The sequence below is a fragment of the Pseudomonas taiwanensis DSM 21245 genome (assembly GCF_000425785.1).
Classification (GTDB): domain Bacteria; phylum Pseudomonadota; class Gammaproteobacteria; order Pseudomonadales; family Pseudomonadaceae; genus Aquipseudomonas; species Aquipseudomonas taiwanensis.
On record NZ_AUEC01000005.1, the window covers coordinates 265,686 to 282,770 of the forward strand.

At 62.7% G+C, this 17,085-nt stretch carries 19 protein-coding genes; all 19 read right to left on the bottom strand.

What is annotated here, in order from left to right:
• Positions 1 to 40: 40 nt before the first annotated feature.
• Positions 41 to 832: an amidohydrolase gene (locus H620_RS0101210; protein WP_023382198.1), complete on the bottom strand. Its 792-nt coding sequence runs from the start codon at positions 830 to 832 to the stop codon at positions 41 to 43.
• A complete protein-coding gene (locus tag H620_RS0101215) occupies positions 820 to 1,968 on the bottom strand; it encodes a pyridoxal phosphate-dependent aminotransferase (RefSeq protein ID WP_023382199.1) in 1,149 nt (382 codons plus the stop codon). Before H620_RS0101215 ends, H620_RS0101210 begins: the two co-directional genes overlap by 13 nt.
• Before the next feature lie 183 nt (positions 1,969 to 2,151).
• A complete protein-coding gene (gene der / locus H620_RS0101220; protein WP_023382200.1) occupies positions 2,152 to 3,618 on the bottom strand; it encodes a ribosome biogenesis GTPase Der in 1,467 nt (488 codons plus the stop codon).
• A gap of 117 nt (positions 3,619 to 3,735) precedes the next feature.
• Entirely contained in the window at positions 3,736 to 4,878 is a 1,143-nt protein-coding gene (bamB, locus tag H620_RS0101225; RefSeq protein WP_023382201.1) for an outer membrane protein assembly factor BamB, read from the bottom strand.
• A gap of 1 nt (position 4,879) precedes the next feature.
• Positions 4,880 to 5,521: a tetratricopeptide repeat protein gene (locus H620_RS0101230; protein ID WP_027906603.1), complete on the bottom strand. Its 642-nt coding sequence runs from the start codon at positions 5,519 to 5,521 to the stop codon at positions 4,880 to 4,882.
• A gap of 39 nt (positions 5,522 to 5,560) precedes the next feature.
• A complete protein-coding gene (gene hisS, locus H620_RS0101235; RefSeq protein WP_023382203.1) occupies positions 5,561 to 6,850 on the bottom strand; it encodes a histidine--tRNA ligase in 1,290 nt (429 codons plus the stop codon).
• Between the two features lie 24 nt (positions 6,851 to 6,874).
• The gene (gene ispG / locus H620_RS0101240; RefSeq protein ID WP_023382204.1) at positions 6,875 to 7,984 is read right to left on the bottom strand and encodes a flavodoxin-dependent (E)-4-hydroxy-3-methylbut-2-enyl-diphosphate synthase; all 1,110 of its coding nucleotides are present in this window, start codon (positions 7,982 to 7,984) and stop codon (positions 6,875 to 6,877) included.
• A 3-nt stretch (positions 7,985 to 7,987) separates the two neighbouring features.
• The gene (locus H620_RS0101245) at positions 7,988 to 9,037 is read right to left on the bottom strand and encodes a RodZ domain-containing protein (RefSeq protein ID WP_027906604.1); all 1,050 of its coding nucleotides are present in this window, start codon (positions 9,035 to 9,037) and stop codon (positions 7,988 to 7,990) included.
• Entirely contained in the window at positions 9,034 to 9,795 is a 762-nt protein-coding gene (gene pilW / locus H620_RS0101250; RefSeq protein WP_027906605.1) for a type IV pilus biogenesis/stability protein PilW, read from the bottom strand. Before pilW ends, H620_RS0101245 begins: the two co-directional genes overlap by 4 nt.
• Before the next feature lie 14 nt (positions 9,796 to 9,809).
• Positions 9,810 to 10,955: a dual-specificity RNA methyltransferase RlmN gene (rlmN, locus tag H620_RS0101255; RefSeq protein WP_027906606.1), complete on the bottom strand. Its 1,146-nt coding sequence runs from the start codon at positions 10,953 to 10,955 to the stop codon at positions 9,810 to 9,812.
• Positions 10,956 to 10,979: 24 nt separating this feature from the next.
• On the bottom strand, positions 10,980 to 11,411 hold the full coding sequence (gene ndk / locus H620_RS0101260) for a nucleoside-diphosphate kinase (RefSeq protein WP_023382208.1): 432 nt from the start codon (positions 11,409 to 11,411) through the stop codon (positions 10,980 to 10,982).
• A gap of 89 nt (positions 11,412 to 11,500) precedes the next feature.
• Positions 11,501 to 11,701 (bottom strand): Fe-S cluster assembly protein IscX, encoded by a 201-nt coding sequence (gene iscX / locus H620_RS0101265; RefSeq protein ID WP_023382209.1) that lies wholly within the window; start codon positions 11,699 to 11,701, stop codon positions 11,501 to 11,503.
• Between the two features lie 10 nt (positions 11,702 to 11,711).
• On the bottom strand, positions 11,712 to 12,053 hold the full coding sequence (gene fdx / locus H620_RS0101270; RefSeq protein WP_023382210.1) for an ISC system 2Fe-2S type ferredoxin: 342 nt from the start codon (positions 12,051 to 12,053) through the stop codon (positions 11,712 to 11,714).
• 3 nt (positions 12,054 to 12,056) lie between these two features.
• Entirely contained in the window at positions 12,057 to 13,919 is a 1,863-nt protein-coding gene (gene hscA, locus H620_RS0101275; protein ID WP_023382212.1) for a Fe-S protein assembly chaperone HscA, read from the bottom strand.
• Between the two features lie 42 nt (positions 13,920 to 13,961).
• Positions 13,962 to 14,483 (bottom strand): co-chaperone HscB, encoded by a 522-nt coding sequence (gene hscB, locus H620_RS0101280; protein ID WP_027906607.1) that lies wholly within the window; start codon positions 14,481 to 14,483, stop codon positions 13,962 to 13,964.
• Between the two features lie 8 nt (positions 14,484 to 14,491).
• Complete coding sequence (gene iscA, locus H620_RS0101285; protein WP_003257854.1) at positions 14,492 to 14,815, bottom strand: iron-sulfur cluster assembly protein IscA; 324 nt, start codon at positions 14,813 to 14,815, stop codon at positions 14,492 to 14,494.
• 32 nt (positions 14,816 to 14,847) lie between these two features.
• Positions 14,848 to 15,234, bottom strand: coding sequence for a Fe-S cluster assembly scaffold IscU (gene iscU, locus H620_RS0101290; RefSeq protein WP_007929523.1), 387 nt, complete (start codon positions 15,232 to 15,234; stop codon positions 14,848 to 14,850).
• A 46-nt stretch (positions 15,235 to 15,280) separates the two neighbouring features.
• The gene (locus H620_RS0101295; RefSeq protein ID WP_023382214.1) at positions 15,281 to 16,495 is read right to left on the bottom strand and encodes an IscS subfamily cysteine desulfurase; all 1,215 of its coding nucleotides are present in this window, start codon (positions 16,493 to 16,495) and stop codon (positions 15,281 to 15,283) included.
• Between the two features lie 53 nt (positions 16,496 to 16,548).
• Positions 16,549 to 17,040: a Fe-S cluster assembly transcriptional regulator IscR gene (iscR, locus tag H620_RS0101300; RefSeq protein WP_023382215.1), complete on the bottom strand. Its 492-nt coding sequence runs from the start codon at positions 17,038 to 17,040 to the stop codon at positions 16,549 to 16,551.
• Positions 17,041 to 17,085 lie beyond the last annotated feature (45 nt).

The window sequence follows — 17,085 nt, forward strand, 5'->3', positions numbered from 1 at the left end:
CCTCTTCGCGGGTTTAGCCGCGAGAAGGCCGGCCCAACTGTCAATGCAACTCGAAGGTATCGGCATCCAGGTTCGCCGGGAACTTGGCCCGGTAGGCCGCCAGCTCCGCTGCACTCAACACCGCAGTAAACACCCCATCCGCCTCCCCGGCGCTCAGCAGACTCTCGCCCTGGAAGTCCAGCACCTGGCTGTCACCCGAATAGGCGAAGCCCTTGCCGTCGGTACCTACCCGGTTCACTGCGGCCACATAGCACAGGTTCTCGATACCACGCGCCGGCAACAGGCGGTTCCAATGCAGGCGACGGGCCGCCGGCCAGTTAGCGGTATACAGCAACAGGTCGGTGTCCTGGGCGTCACGGCTCCACACCGGGAAACGCAGGTCGTAGCAAATCAGGGGTCGCACCCGCCAGCCCTTGAGCTCGAACTGCACCTGGCGCTCACCCGGGGTGAAGTGCTTGTGCTCGCCGGCCATGCGGAACAGGTGGCGCTTGTCGTAATGCAGGATTTCACCATCCGGGCGCGCCCACAGCAGGCGATTGCGGTGGCTGCCGTCCGCGGCCTGGATGATCAGGCTGCCGGTGATGACTGCGTCGTGTTTCTTCGCCTGGGCCTTGAGCCATTTGTAGGTGGGGCCGTTCTCAGGCTCGGCCAGGGTTTCCGAGGCCATGGAAAACCCGGTGGTGAACATCTCGGGCAGGATCACCAGATCCACATCGCCCACCTGCGCCAGCAGCTCATCGAAGTGCGCGTAGTTGGCTTCGCGGTCGTGCCAGGCGAGGGTGGTCTGCACCAGGGCGACTTTCAGGTTAGGCAGTGCACTCAGATCGCGCATAGTTTTTCCGCTGCCTGACGCAGCGTCTCCTCTCGTTTGGCAAAGCACAGGCGAACCAGGCGTTGCTCGGGGATGGGTTGCTGGTAGAACACCGACACCGGAATGGTCGCCACGCCATGTTCGCGGGTCAGCCACAAGGCCATGTCGACGTCGTTCAGGTCCGGGCGGATCTGCGAGTAGTCCACCAGTTGGAAATAAGTGCCCGCCGTGCGGACAAAGGTGAAACGCGAGTCTTGCAGCAAGTCGCAGAACAGGTCGCGCTTGGCCTGGTAGAAGCCAGGCAACGCGTCGACATGCCCGGGGTCTTCGGCCATGAAATCGGCCAGGGCACATTGCAACGGCGTCACACCACAGAAGTTGACGTACTGATGCACCTTGCGCAGCTCTGCGCTCAGGGCTGGCGGGGCAACGACATAACCGGTCTTCCAGCCAGTGACGTGGTAAGTCTTGCCGAACGAGCTGACCACGAACGCGCGGCTGTAGAGTTCGGCATGGGCCAGCACGCTGGCGTGGCGCACACCGTCATACACCAGGTGTTCGTAGACCTCATCGCTGACCAGGTAGATATCGCGCCCGGCGATCAAACTGGCCAGCTGGTCGAGATCTTCACGGGTAATCAGCGCGCCGCTGGGGTTGTGCGGAGCATTGAGAATGACCATGCGCGTACGCGGGCTCAGGGCGTCGCTGAACCTCTGCCAGTCGATGCGAAAATCGCCATCGCTCAACTGAACATGCACGCACCGGCCACCGGCCAGGGCCACCGAAGGCGCGTAGCTGTCGTAGCACGGATCGAAGACGATGACCTCGTCGCCCGCTTGGATAACGGCCTGGATGGCACAGAAGATCGCCTCGGTGGCACCTGGGGTGATGGTCACTTCATGGTCGACATCGACTTTTGCACCGTACAGGCGCTCAATCTTGGCGGCGACCTCCTGGCGCAGGGCTGGCAGACCGGTCATCGGCGCATACTGGTTGTGCCCTAAAGCCACATGGCGGCCAACCGCGTCCAGCAGCGCCTGGGGGCCGTTGAAGTCGGGGAAACCCTGCGAAAGGTTCAACGCGCCGGTCTGTACGGCCAGCTGGGACATGGTGGTAAAGATGGTCGTGCCAACATTCGGCAGTTTGCTGCGGATCATGAAGCCCTCTTTCCTGGGGGTATCCGGCACGGGGTTGGAGTCCGAGCATAGCGGATCGAGCGGTCAGGAAAAAGGATGAAACAATGAGGGTATTGCGCTGGGTCAAAGGGCCAAATCGCCGGCAAGCCGGCTCCTGACCTTGGCGGTAGGAGCCTGCTTGCGGGCGACCACGCCCGCGGGAAATCAGCGCTTCTTGTCGCGGCGCTTCTTCTCGGCCTTCTTGTGGTGCGACATCAGGCGGCGCTTCTTGTTGACCTGGCGGTCGGTGAGGGTGTTCTTCTTGCCCTCGAACGGGTTCTCACTCCCTTTGTACTCGATGCGAATCGGCGTACCGACCAGCTTGAGCACACGGCGGTAAGTGTTTTCCAGGTAACGCGAGTACGACTTCGGAATCTTGTCGGTCTGGTTGCCGTGGATCACGATCAACGGCGGGTTGGCACCACCGAGGTGGGCATAGCGCAGCTTGATGCGGCGGCCATTGACCAGCGGCGGCTGGTGCTCGCTGACCGCATCCTCGAGGATCTGGGTCAGGCGGCTGGTCGGCCAGCGGGTAACCGCCGACTTGAACGCAGCCTGAACCGACTTGTACAAGTGGCCCACACCGGTGCCGTGCAGCGCCGAAATGAAGTGGATGTCGGCGAAGTCGACGAAGAACAGCCGGCGCTCCAGCTCGGTCTTCACATAATCGCGTTCACCCGGCTCCATGCCATCCCACTTGTTCAGGGCGATGACGATGGCGCGGCCGGCTTCCAGGGCGAAGCCCAGCAGGTTCAGGTCGTGGTCCACCACGCCTTCGCGGGCGTCCATGACGAAGATCACCACGTTGGCGTCCTTGATCGCCTGCAGCGTCTTGACCACCGAGAACTTCTCGACTTCCTCGTGGATCTTGCCGCGCTTGCGCACCCCGGCGGTGTCGATGAAGGTGTACTTCTCGTCATCACGCTCGAACGGGATGTAGATACTGTCGCGGGTGGTGCCCGGCTGGTCGTACACCACCACGCGCTCTTCACCGAGCATGCGGTTGACCAGCGTCGATTTACCGACGTTGGGGCGACCGATGATGGCGATCTTGATGCCATCTTTCTCGCTCGGCCCCGGAATACGCACAGCTTCCTCGCCTTCGGCGACGTCGGCATCCAGCGCTTCCTCGACCTGGTCGCGTGGGAGATGGCCGAGGACGGCCTCCATCAGCGCATTGATACCACGGCCCTGCGAGCCGGCCACTGGAATGGCGTTGCCCATGCCCAACGGCGAGAACTCGGCGCGAGCGACATCGGCGTCGATGTTGTCGATCTTGTTGGCGACCAGGATCGCTTCCTTGTTCCGCTTGCGCAGGTGCTCGGCGATCATCTGGTCGGCGGCGGTCATGCCGGCGCGGGCATCGACCAGGAACAGCACGTAGTCGGCTTCCTCGATGGCCATCAGCGACTGCTCGGCCATCTTCTCGTCCATGCCGACTTCGTCGCCGGTGATACCGCCGGTGTCGATCAGGATGTACGAACGACCCTGCCAGGTGGCATCGCCATACTGGCGGTCACGGGTCAGGCCCGACAGGTCACCGACGATGGCATCGCGGGTTTTGGTCAGGCGGTTGAACATGGTGGACTTGCCGACGTTCGGCCGTCCCACCAGGGCGATTACGGGAACCATGCGGCTCTCCACTCTTGAATTCTTGAAAATGCAAAGGCCGCTGCAAGGCAGCGGCCGGAGTTCGGGCGGCGTTTCCTACGCCGCAACTCAAGACCTGTAGCGGTCTTGAGCATAGCTTCAGCGGATGGTCAGTGCCTCGAGCTTGCCGCTGTTGCCAAAGACGTAGATGGTGTCGCCGACCACCAGGGGTCGGGCGCGCAGGCCATCGCTGTCGATTCGCTCGCGACCGACGAAACGGCCGTCGACCTGGCTGAGCAGGTGCAGGTAACCCTCGAAATCACCTACCGCCACGTAGCTGGAGAACACTTCCGGCGCCGACAACTGGCGGCGGGCCATGGAGTCATTGGTCCACAGCGCGCTGGAAGAACGCTCGTCGACACTCTCGACGGTGCCCGACGCTTCGCTGACGTAGACGTTGCCAAAGCCTTGGGCGACACCTACGTAGCTGGACGCATCGCGCTGCCACAGCACGCGACCGCTTTCCAGGTCCAGGCCCGCGACACGGCCCTGGTAGGTGCTGACGTACAGGGTACCACCGGACAGCAGCAAGCCGCCGTCGATGTCTACCACGCGGTCCAGCTCCGAACGGCCCTGTGGAATGGCCACGCGGCTTTCCCAGACAGGCACGCCGTTGCTGATGTCCACCGCAATGACTTTGCCAGTGGACAGGCCAGCAACGGCCAGACGGTTGGTCACGATCGGCGCGCCGGTGCCACGCAGGGTCAGCACCGCCGGAGTGCTTTCATAGATCCAGCGACGGTCGCCGGTCGCGGCATCGAGGCCGATCAGACGGTCGTCCTGGGTCTGGACCACCACCACGTCACCATTGTTCGCTGGCGGTGCCAGCACTTCACTGGTAACGCGCGAGCGCCAGCGCTCCTCACCGGTGCTGGAATCCAGCGCGATGACTTCGCCCTTGAGCGTGCCGAGCATGACCAGGCCGTAGCCTACGCCTACAGCGCCGGAAACCGGCAACTCCAGATCCTTCTTCCACACCACGTCACCGGTGATGCGGTCGAGGGCGAAGACTTCGCCATTGACATCGGATGCGTAGATGCGGTCATTCTCGATGGCCGGCACCAGGGTGTTGTACGTCTCGCCCTGGCCGTCACCGATCGAACGGCTCCACTGCTTCTTCAGCACCACTTCCTCGGTGAACTTGGTCAGCTCGGCCGGAGGCAGTTCCTTCTTGCTGTTGCTGCTGCAACCTGCGGCCAATACGGCCAGGGTCAGCACTGCTGCTTGTTTCCAACCGATCACGTCAGGCGTCCCCTTTGGCCAGGTCATCCAGCTTCAATTGCAGGCCACCGACCGCGGCGTCATCGGACAGCGCGGCCTTGGCTTTTTCGTAGGCGCCGTGAGCATCGTCGGCACGACCCAGCTGCACCAGCAGGTCGCCCTTCAACTCTTCGCGGCTGGCCAGGAACGCCTTGTCGGCGTCGCCATCGAGCAGCTTGAGCGCCTCCTCGGCCTTGTCCTGGGCAGCGAGCACACGCGCCAGACGCTGGCGAGCGATTTCACCCAGGGTAGCGTCGGCAGGTTTGTCCATCACGCTCTTGAGCTCGGCGGCGGCGTCGTCGAGCTTACCGCTCTCGACCGCCACCTTGGCCACGAACAGGCTGCCGTATTGGGCGTAGGCGGTACCACCGAACTCGCTCTTGAGCTTGCCAGACAATTCCGCCACCTTGGTGGCGTCAGGCTGGCCACTCGGCGTCAGACTGGTTTCCAGCAGGGCCTGGTACAGCGCCGAGGCACCTTGCGACTGATTGTTCTGGTACTTGTGCCAGGTATTCCAGCCCAACACCACCACACCGGCCAGCAGGGCACCGGTCAGCAGCGGCTTGCCGTTGCGGTTCCACCAGTCCTTGGCTGCGGCCAGGCCTTCATCATCGGTACTCGACACCCCAATACTCCTTTTCAGCAATTCGGCTGTTTGACTGCTTCACGCTTGCGCGATGGCAGCTTCCAGGTGCTCGGCCAGAGCATCCCAGGCAATGTTCTGTTGTTCACCCTGGCCACGCAGGGGCTTGAAACCAATGGTGCGCTGCGCGAGCTCGTCGTCGCCAAGAATCAGCGCAAACAGCGCACCGCTCTTGTCGGCTTTCTTGAACTGGCTCTTGAAACTGCCCCCCCCGGCGTTGACCGCCAGGCGCAGGCCCGGGAGACGGTCACGCAGGCCTTCGGATAGCTTCAGCCCGGCCAGTTCGGCCTGGTCGCCGAAAGCGCACAGGTAGACGTCGATCTGGCGGCTGATGGACTCTGGCACCTTGCCCAGGGTCTCCAGCAGCAGGATCAGACGCTCGATACCCATGGCGAAACCAACGCCCGGGGTCGGCTTGCCGCCCATCTGTTCGACCAGGCCGTCGTAGCGGCCACCGGCGCACACAGTGCCCTGGGCGCCGAGCTTGTCGGTGACCCACTCGAACACGGTCTTGCTGTAGTAGTCCAGGCCACGCACCAGCTTGGTGTTGATTACGAACGGAATGCCAGCGGCATCCAGACGGGCCTTGAGGCCCTCGAAGTGCACACGGGACTCCTCGTCCAGGTACGCTTCCAGTTTTGGCGCATCGACCAGCACCGCTTGGGTGTTCTGGTCCTTGCTGTCGAGAATGCGCAGCGGGTTGCTCTTCAGGCGGCGCTGGCTGTCTTCGTCCAGCTGGTCCAGACGCGCGGACAGGAACTCGACCAGGGCATCGCGGTAACGTGCGCGCGCTTCGCTGGTGCCCAGGCTGTTGAGCTCCAGCTTGACGGCATCCTGAATGCCCAGCAGGCCCCAAAGACGCCAGGTGAGCATGATCAGCTCGGCGTCGATGTCCGGACCGTCCAGGTTGAACACTTCCACGCCAATCTGGTGGAACTGGCGGTAGCGGCCTTTCTGCGGGCGCTCGTGACGGAACATCTGGCCGATGTACCACAGCTTCTGGACCTGGCCGTTGCCGGTGATGCCATGTTCCAGTACGGCTCGCACGCAAGCGGCTGTGCCTTCGGGGCGCAGGGTGAGCGAATCGCCGTTGCGGTCCTCGAAGGTGTACATCTCTTTTTCGACGATGTCGGTGACTTCACCGATGGAGCGCTTGAACAGCTCGGTGAACTCGACGATCGGCGTACGGATCTGGCTGTACCCGTAGGTGTCCAGCAGACCAGCCACGGTACCCTCGAAGTAACGCCACAGTGGCGACTGCTCGGGCAGGATGTCGTTCATGCCACGAATGGCTTGCAGCGATTTGCTCACGGGGAATCCTTACGAATCTGTGTATCAGCCGCGGGCGATCAGCGCCGCGTCGGCCTCGACCTTCTCGGCCGCTTTCTGGCGGATGAGTTTTTCCAGCTCATCGACCAGGTTGTCATTGGTCAGTTTCTGCGCGGGCTTGCCGTCGATGTAGACCAGGTTCGGAGTACCACCGGTCAACCCCACATGGGACTCCTTGGCCTCACCTGGGCCGTTGACCACGCAGCCGATCACCGCGACGTCCAGCGGTACCAGCAGGTCTTCCAGGCGCCCTTCCAGCTCGTTCATGGTCTTGACCACATCGAAGTTTTGCCGCGAACAGCTCGGACACGCGATGAAGTTGATGCCACGGGAACGCAGGTGCAGCGACTTGAGGATGTCGTAACCGACCTTCACTTCCTCGACCGGATCGGCGGCCAGGGAGATACGGATGGTATCGCCGATACCTTCGGCCAGCAGCATACCGATGCCGACGGCGGATTTCACCGTTCCCGAACGCAGGCCACCGGCTTCGGTGATACCCAGGTGCAGCGGCTGGATGATCTGCTTGGCCAGCAGGCGGTAGGCTTCGACGGCCATGAACACGTCGGAGGCCTTGACGCTGACCTTGAAGTCCTGGAAGTCCAAGCGGTCGAGATGCTCGACATGGCGCAGGGCCGACTCGACCAGTGCAGCTGGGGTCGGTTCGCCGTATTTCTTCTGCAGGTCCTTTTCCAGCGAGCCGGCGTTGACGCCGATACGGATCGGGATGCCACGGTCGCGAGCGGCATCCACCACCGCGCGCACTCGGTCTTCACGACCGATGTTGCCCGGGTTGATGCGCAGACAGTCGACACCCAGCTCGGCCACGCGCAGGGCGATCTTGTAGTCGAAGTGGATATCGGCGACCAGCGGCACGCTGACCTGCTGCTTGATGCGACCGAACGCCTCGGCGGCGTCCATGTCAGGGACCGAGACGCGCACGATGTCGACGCCAGCATCGACCAGACGCTGGATCTGCGCCACGGTGGCAGCGACATCATTGGTGTCGGTGTTGGTCATGCTCTGTACCGCGATGGGGGCATCCCCCCCTACTGGCACATTGCCGACCCAGATTTTGCGGGATTCGCGACGTTTGATCGGAGATTCGCCGTGCATGACTTACTGTCCCAACTTCAGGCGAGCGGTCTCGCCACTGGTGAACGGGGCAACATCGACGGCCTGACCGTTGTAGCTGACCTGAGCGCCACGGGCAAAGCCCAGGCGTACCGCGAACGGCGGCTTACCGGTCAGTTCCAGGCTGTCACCCTTGCGCTTGATGGCGCTGAACAGCACCTTGCCGTTGCCATCTGTAACTTGCGTCCAGCAATCGGCGGTGAATTGGATCGCTACCTTGGCACTCCCGGCCGCTACTTCGGCTGGGGTGGCCACGGGGGTTGCCGGCGCACTGGCGACAGGTGCCGCTGGCGTGGCAGGTACGACTGGAGCGACCGGTGCAGGCACTACGGCCGTGGCCGGCGCGTGCTGGACCGGGGCTGCTGCGGGTGCGGGCGCGACAACCGGCGCCTGGGCGGACGGCGCAGTCGCAGCGACAGCAGGGTTGGCTGGCTCGCTGGCGGCCTGCGCAGGCTCCTCGGCGGCGGGCTGCTCCAGTGGCAGTGGCGCACTCTCAGCTTGCTCGCCAGCGGTAACCGCCTGGTCTTCAGGTTCGTCCAGCGGGTGGATCTGTGTGGTGCCGTCGGCGCTCTCGACCTCGACGTGCTCCAGGGCGATCTTGGCCAGGTCCTTGCCACGCAGGCTGCCCTGGTCCTGCCACCACAGGAAGCTGCCGCCGACGACGGCCAGCAACAACAGCAGGCTGACCCCGCGCAGGATGTTATGCGACAGGCGCACCGGTTCTTCGATGCGCCCCAACGAGTGCACTTCACTGCCCTTGGCGTGGGTACCAGTGAACTGATCGAAGGCTTCGACCAGCGGGGCCTGATCCATGTCCATCAGCTTGGCGTAGGCACGGATGTAGCCACGGGCGAAGGTATGCCCCGGCAGCTTGTCGAAGGCACCGGTTTCCAAATGGTTCAGCGACGTGACCGTGAGGTTGAGCTTGCGGGCGACCTCGGCTTGCGACCATTCCCGGTTCTCGCGGGCCTGGCGCAAGAGTTCACCGGGGTTTTGGCGAGACGCTGCTGCTACTTCGGGATGCGCGGCTTTCATCGTTGCTCCGACAGGTATTGCTGATATTCCGGCGTACCGGGATAAAGTCGTTGTAATTGCTCGCCCAGCTCAGCCAGTGCGTTGCGTTCGTCGAACGCGCGGGCAAGGCGACTGCCCAGCAGCAGGCTGCGGGCGTCGTGGCCACTCAACTGGCTGAAACGATCGTAGTAGTCCCGGGCCGGCACATAATGCCTGTTTTCGTAAGACAACTCAGCCATTTCCAACAACGCCCTGGGTTGTCGCGGGTTGAGTTGCAGGGCCTTGCCCAAATACGCATGGGCCTGGTCGCGACGGTCGAGCCTGAGGGCTGTGAGGCCGAGGTTTTCGTACACGCGCGAACGCTCAGGATACAGGCTATCGGCACTGGCCAGGCGAAACATCTGCTCGGCCTCGTCGAACCGCTGCTGAGCATATAGGAAACTGCCGTAATTGTTGCGAATTCGCGTGTCGCCGTCACGCGCATTCAAGGCCTTGCGAAAATGCGCTTCGGCCAGGGCGGGCTCGCCCTGCGCTTGGAACACCAGTGCCAGCGCGGCGTGGGCGTCGGCATCGTTGGCATTCAGGGCCAAGGCCTTGCTCAACGGCACCTTGGCCTGTTCGGCAAAGCCTTGTTGCAAATATCCGAGTCCGAGCTGCACGTAAGCCTTGCCAGCCTCGGCACGCCCTTGGCGATTGGCCAAGAGGTCGCTCGCGCCGCCCGACACACAGCCGGCCAGCAGCACAAGTGTCAGCATCGATAGCGCGGCGCGCAGGTTCATGGCCGGGCCCGCAATCAGTGGCGCACGGCGCTGTCTTGCAACTCGTTGTCGGCAGACAACTGGCGGACGGCGATGTAGCGCTCGCTACGACGGGTGCGGTCATTGACCTGCCCGACCAACTGACCGCAAGCCGCGTCGATGTCGTCGCCCCGGGTAGTGCGGGTGGTGACGTTGAAGCCTCCGTGGTGCAACAGGTCCTGGAAGCGACGGATGGCGTTATTGCTGGGTCGCTCGTAACCCGAGTGCGGGAACGGGTTGAAAGGAATCAGGTTGATCTTGCACGGCACGTCACGCAGCAGCTCGATCATCTGCGCGGCATGCTCAGGTTGGTCGTTGACGTCCTTGAGCAAGGTGTACTCGACGGTCAGCACGCGCTTGCCACCCAGGGTGGCCATATAGCCCATGCACGACTCCAGCAGCACCTTGAGCGGGTACTTCTTGTTGATCGGCACCAGCTGATTGCGCAGCTCGTCATTTGGCGCGTGCAGCGACAGCGCCAGCGACACGTCGATGTGCTTGGCCAGCTCGTCGATCATCGGCACCACGCCCGAGGTGGACAAGGTGACACGACGCTTGGAAATGCCATAGCCCAGATCATCCATCATGATCTTCATGGCGGCGATGACATTGTCGAAATTGAGCAGAGGCTCGCCCATGCCCATCATGACCACGTTGGTGATGGCGCGGTCGATCTTGGCAGGAACGGTCCCGAAGGATTTGTTGGCAAGCCACACTTGGCCGATGACTTCGGCGGCGGTGAGGTTGCTGTTGAAGCCTTGCTTGCCGGTGGAGCAGAAACTGCAGTCCAGGGCACAGCCGGCTTGCGACGACACGCAGAGCGTACCGCGATCGTCGGTAGGGATGTAGACGGTCTCGACGCAGCTGCCGGAGGCAACGCGGACCACCCACTTGCGGGTACCGTCGGCGGAAATGTCTTCACTGACCACTTCCGGCGCCCGAATCTCAGCAACGGCCTCGAGCTTTTCGCGCAAGGCCTTGCCGACATTGGTCATGGCGGCGAAATCGTCGACGCCAAAGTGGTGAATCCATTTCATGACCTGACCGGCACGAAAACGCTTCTCCCCGATCGACTCGAAGAATTTTTCCATTTCCTGGAGGGTCAGGCCCAACAGGTTGATCTTGCCAGTCATGTCACTCATGGAATCACCCAAGACCTGCTTCGCTTAGCGAATGCGGTCGCACAGCTCGGTAGCGGAGAAGAAGTAAGCGATTTCGCGGGCAGCCGAAGCTTCCGAGTCGGAACCGTGAACGGCGTTCTCGTCGATGGAAACGGCGAAGTCAGCGCGGATGGTGCCGGCAGCAGCTTCTTTCGGGTTGGTAGCGCCCATCAGCTCACGGTTGGCCAGAACGGCGTTTTCGCCTTCCAGAACCTGAACGATGACCGGGCCCGAAGTCATGAAGGCAACCAGATCAGCGAAGAAGCCGCGCTCTTTGTGCTCGGCGTAGAAGCCTTCGGCTTCGGCTTTGGACAGTTGCTTCATTTTCGAAGCGACGACGCGCAGGCCGGCTTTCTCGAAACGAGTGGTGATCTCGCCGATGACGTTCTTGGCGACGGCGTCAGGCTTGATGATGGAGAAAGTACGTTGAACAGCCATGGAAAACTCCAGAAAAATGAGTGTTGCGAAAAATTAAACCCGCGAATTATACGCGGGTTCCAGGGGATTGCCTAACCTGCAGCACACGCTCAGTCGGCTTCTTCGATCCAGGCCGCCTGGATGGCCTCGAGCACTTTCTCACCGCCGCGTGACGGATCGTCGCTGAACTCTGGCAATGCCAGCACCCAACGGTGCAGATCGACGAAATTCACATAACGAGGATCGACGTCCGGCTTGCTTTCCGCAAGCTGGATGGCGATCTCAAGTACATCAATCCATTTCAGACTCATGCGCAAAACCTCAGTGCGGTGCTTCGGCGGCGTGGTTGAGCGAGTATTTTGGAATCTCGATGGTGAGGTCTTCCTCACCGACGATCACCTGGCAGGCCAGGCGCGACTGCGCCTCCAGACCCCAGGCCTTGTCCAGCATATCCTCTTCCAGCTCGTCGGCCTCTTCAAGCGAGTCGAAGCCTTCACGCACGATGCAATGACAGGTGGTGCAGGCACACACGCCGCCGCACGCACTTTCCATCTCGATGTGGTGCTCGTGGGCCAGTTCCAGGATATTTGTCCCGGGCTCCACCTCCACTACCAGCCCCTCCGGGCAGAACTTCTCGTGCGGCAGGAAAATCACCTGTGGCATCGGTTACTCCTCGATCTCATTCAGGTTGCGCCCGGCCAGTGCGGCTTTGACCGTCGAATCAAGGCGACGGGCGGCAAAAGCATCGGTCACCTGCGACAGACGCTTGGTCTGCTGCTCGATGGCCGCGCCATCGGTGCCGCTAAGCAAATCACGCAATTCTTGCATCTGATGCTCGATAGCCACGCGCTCATCACTGCTGAGCAAACGATCGCCATCGGCGTCGAGGGCGCCCTGCACCGCTTCAAGCAGGCGCTCGCCGTCGACCTGGTGCTCGCGCAACTGTCGGGCCTGCTTGTCGGAACCGGCGTGCTCGAAGGAATCCTTGAGCATGCGTGCGATCTCGCCATCGGTCAGGCCGTAGGACGGTTTGACCTGGATGCTGGCTTCGACGCCCGAGCCGAGTTCGCGGGCGGCGACGCTCAGCAGGCCATCGGCGTCGACCTGGAAGGTGACGCGGATCTTCGCCGCACCGGCGACCATGGCCGGGATTCCACGCAGCTCGAAGCGCGCCAGGGAGCGACAGTCGCTGATCAACTCGCGCTCGCCCTGCAGGACGTGGATCATCATCGCCGACTGGCCATCTTTGTAGGTGGTGAATTCCTGGGCGCGAGCCACCGGGATGGTGGTATTGCGCGGAATCACCTTTTCCATCAGCCCGCCCATGGTCTCAAGCCCAAGGGACAGCGGGATGACGTCCAGCAACAGCAGTTCGCCACCCTCGCGACGATTACCGGCCAGGGTATCGGCCTGGATGGCAGCACCGATGGCTACCACCTGGTCAGGGTCGATAGAGGTCAGCGGCGTACGGCCGAACAGTGCACCGACGGCGTCGCGCACGCGCGGAACGCGGGTGGAACCGCCTACCATGACCACGGCACCGACCTCGTCGAGCTCAACGCCACTATCACGCACGGCGCGGCGGCAAGCCTTGAGACTGCGGGCGACCAGTGGCTCGATCATGGCTTCGAAGGCAGCGCGGCTCAGCTCGCCTTGCCAGGCGCCGTGGCTGACACTGACCACGTCGGCATCGGTCAGGGCCTCCTTGGCAGCGCAGGCGCTTTGCAGCAGCTGACGCTGGGTGGCCGGGTCGAGGTCGGCGGACAGGCCGGCCTGCTCGATGATCCAGCCTGCAATGGCATGGTCGAAGTCATCGCCGCCCAGGGCGGTATCGCCACCGGTCGCCAGCACCTCGAAAACACCTGCGGTCAGGCGAAGTATGGAGATATCGAAGGTACCGCCACCCAAGTCATAGATGGCCACCAGGCCTTCGGCTTTCTGGTCCAGGCCGTAGGCCACCGCCGCGGCAGTGGGCTCGTTGAGCAGGCGCAGCACGTTCAGGCCGGCCAGCTTGGCGGCGTCCTTGGTGGCTTGGCGCTGGGCATCGTCGAAGTAGGCCGGCACGGTGATCACCGCCCCTACCAGCTCGCCACCCAGGGTGGCTTCCGCTCGCTCGCGCAGCACCTTGAGGATGTCGGCGGAGACTTCCACCGGGCTCTTCGGCCCCTGGACCGTGTCGATGAACGGCATGTGCGACTCGCCGCCGACGAAGCGGTACGGCAGCTGCTCGCCCAGTTGCTTGACGTCGGCCAGGCCGCGCCCCATCAGGCGCTTGACCGACAGCACGGTGTTCAGTGGATCGCTGGAGGCCGCCTCGCGCGCTGCCAGGCCGACTTCGCTACGGCCATCGAGGTAGCGCACGGCGGAAGGCAGGATGACATTACCCTGCGCATCGGGCAGAGGCTCGCTGCGACCGCTGCGCACGGCAGCGACCAGAGAATTGGTGGTACCCAGGTCGATACCCACCGCCAGGCGACGCTGGTGAGGTTGCGGGCTTTGACCGGGTTCGGCGATCTGCAGTAGGGCCATGCTTATCTGAATACCTTAGGCGTCATCACGGGAGACACCGGGTTAATCGTCGAGGCGCTCTTCCAGTTGGCGCACTTCTTGGGCGAGCTTGTCGAGGAACTGCATGCGGCGCATCAGGCGTTCAGCCTTGTCGCGCTCGGCAGGCACATCCCAGCAGGCGGCGAAATCCTCGTTCAGCGTGTCCTGGGCAGCCTTGAGGCGCCTCTTGAACACGGCGACACCGTCGAGGTCGGCTTCGTCCTGCAGCTCTTCGAGTTCTTCGCGCCACTGCATCTGCTGCAACAGGAAGTCGGGGTCATGGACCGTGACCTCCTGGGGCACTTCGTGACCACTGATGGCCAGCAGGTAGCGGGCTCGACGTGGCGCACTGCGCAGGGTCTGGTAGGCGTCGTTGAGGGTTGCGGACTTCTCCAGCGCCACCCGCTGCTCCCGCTCGGAAGCGTCGGCGAAGCGGTCCGGATGCACCTCACGGGCCAGCTCGCGGTAGCGAGTGGCCAACTTGTCGAGGTCCAGGCGGAAGCAGGGCTGGAGGTCAAACAGCGCGAAATGACAAGGAGTACCCACGGCCAGCCTCAGACGTTGAAGCTTTCGCCGCAGCCACACTCACCGCGCACGTTGGGGTTGTTGAACTTGAAGCCTTCGTTCAACCCTTCCTTGACGAAGTCCAGCTCGGTGCCGTCGAGGTAGACCAGGCTCTTGGGATCGATGATCACCTTGACGCCGTGGTTCTCGAACACCTGGTCTTCGTCAGCCAACTCGTCGACGAACTCCAGCACATAGGCCAGACCCGAGCAGCCGGTGGTGCGCACGCCCAGGCGGATGCCCTCGCCCTTGCCGCGCCCTTCGAGGGAACGCCGCACGTGGTTGGCGGCGGCTTCTGTCATGCTGATAGCCATCGGAACTCCTTACTAACCGTGCAACAGGCGGCTTAGATCAAGCCTTTCTTCTGCTTGTAATCGCGAACGGCGGCCTTGATGGCATCTTCGGCGAGTACCGAGCAGTGGATCTTGACCGGCGGCAACGCCAGTTCTTCTGCCAGCTGGGTGTTCTTGATGGTTTCGGCTTCGTCCAGGGTCTTGCCCTTCATCCACTCGGTGGCCAGGGAGCTGGAAGCGATGGCCGAACCGCAGCCGTAAGTCTTGAACTTGGCATCTTCGATGATGCCTTGCTCGTTGACCTTGATCTGCAGACGCATCACGTCACCGCACGCGGGAGCGCCGACCATGCCAGTCCCGACATCCGGGTCCTCGGCGTTCATCTTGCCGACGTTGCGTGGGTTTTCGTAGTGGTCGATGACCTTTTCACTGTATGCCATGGTGCAATTCCTTCCTCATCAGGGAGCCGCTCTTGCCGGCGACTGCTTAGTGGGCGGCCCACTCGATCTTGGAGATGTCAACGCCGTCTTTGTACATGTCCCACAGCGGCGACAGCTCACGCAGTTTGTTTACCGCTTCGCAGACTTTCTGCGCGGCGTAGTCGACTTCTTCTTCAGTGGTGAAACGACCGAAGGAGAAGCGGATCGAGCTGTGCGCCAGCTCGTCGTTGCGGCCCAGGGCGCGCAGGACGTAGGACGGTTCGAGCGAAGCGGAGGTGCAGGCCGAACCGGACGAAACGGCGATGTCCTTCAGCGACATCAGCAGCGACTCGCCTTCGACGTAGTTGAAGCTCAGGTTCAGGTTGTGCGGCACGCGAGCGGTGCGGCTGCCGTTGACGTACAGCTCTTCGAGGTCGGAGACCTGGCTGAAGAAGCGGTCGCTCAGGGCCTTGATGCGCGCATTCTCGGTGGCCATTTCCTGCTTGGCGATGGCGAAGGCTTCGCCCATGCCGACGATCTGGTGGGTCGGCAGGGTACCCGAACGCATGCCGCGCTCATGACCACCGCCGTGAATGATGGCTTCCAGGCGCACGCGCGGCTTGCGGCTGACGTACAGCGCGCCAATACCCTTGGGCCCATAGACCTTGTGGGCCGAGAAGGACATCAGGTCGACCTTCAGCTTCTGCAGGTCGATTTCGACCTTGCCTGCCGACTGGGCAGCATCGACGTGGAACAGCACGCCGCGAGAGCGGGTCAGTTCGCCGATCGCGGCGATGTCGTTGATCGAACCAACTTCGTTGTTGACGTGCATCAGCGAGACCAGAATGGTGTCGTCGCGCAGGGCCGCCTCGACCATGGCCGGGGTGACGATACCGTCTTCGCCCGGCTCCAGGTAGGTGACCTCGAAGCCTTCACGCTCGAGCTGGCGAGCGGTATCCAGGACCGCCTTGTGCTCGATCTTGGAGGTGATGATGTGCTTGCCCTTGGTCTGATAGAAGTGCGCAACGCCCTTCAACGCCAGGTTGTCGGACTCGGTGGCACCACTGGTCCAGACGATCTCGCGCGGGTCGGCGTTGATCAGCTCGGCAACCTGGCGACGGCCGTTCTCAACCGCTTCCTCGGCTTTCCAGCCAAAGACGTGGGAGCGCGACGCCGGGTTACCGAAGTTCCCGTCGACCAGCAGGCACTCGGCCATTTTCTGGGCAACGCGTGGGTCGACCGGCGTGGTCGCGGAGTAATCGAGGTAGATCGGCAACTTCATTGGGTATCTCCTATCAGGCGGTTGGCGTCGCTCGTCGCTGTCGGTCAATCAGGTCAGTCGACGGCGGACGTCTCAATCTTGTCCAGCTGGGCGGAACGGCCTACGACACGGCGCAGGTCCTGGCGCTGGGCGACTTCCTGCACCTCTCGGCGCATGACGAGGTCGGCCAGGCTGATGCCACTGAGGAATTCGTGGATCTGCTGGCTGAGGTCACACCACAAGTGGTGGGTCAGGCAGGTGTCGCCGGCATGGCAATCCCCCAGGCCCTGGCAACGGGTGGCATCGACCGATTCGTTGACCGCGTCGATGACCTGGGCCACCTGGATGGTTTCCATGCCCCGCGACAGCTGGTAGCCGCCGCCTGGGCCGCGCACGCTGGAAACCAGACTGCTGCGGCGCAGCTTGGCGAACAGCTGTTCCAGATAAGAGAGGGAAATGCCCTGGCGCTCGGAAATGTCGGCCAAAGACACCGGCCCATGCTGCGCGTGCAACGCCAGGTCAAGCATGGCGGTCACGGCGTATCGGCCTTTGGTAGTCAGTCGCATGGCTAATGGGTACCACGGGAGTTACAGGATGTGAGCGAGTATGCG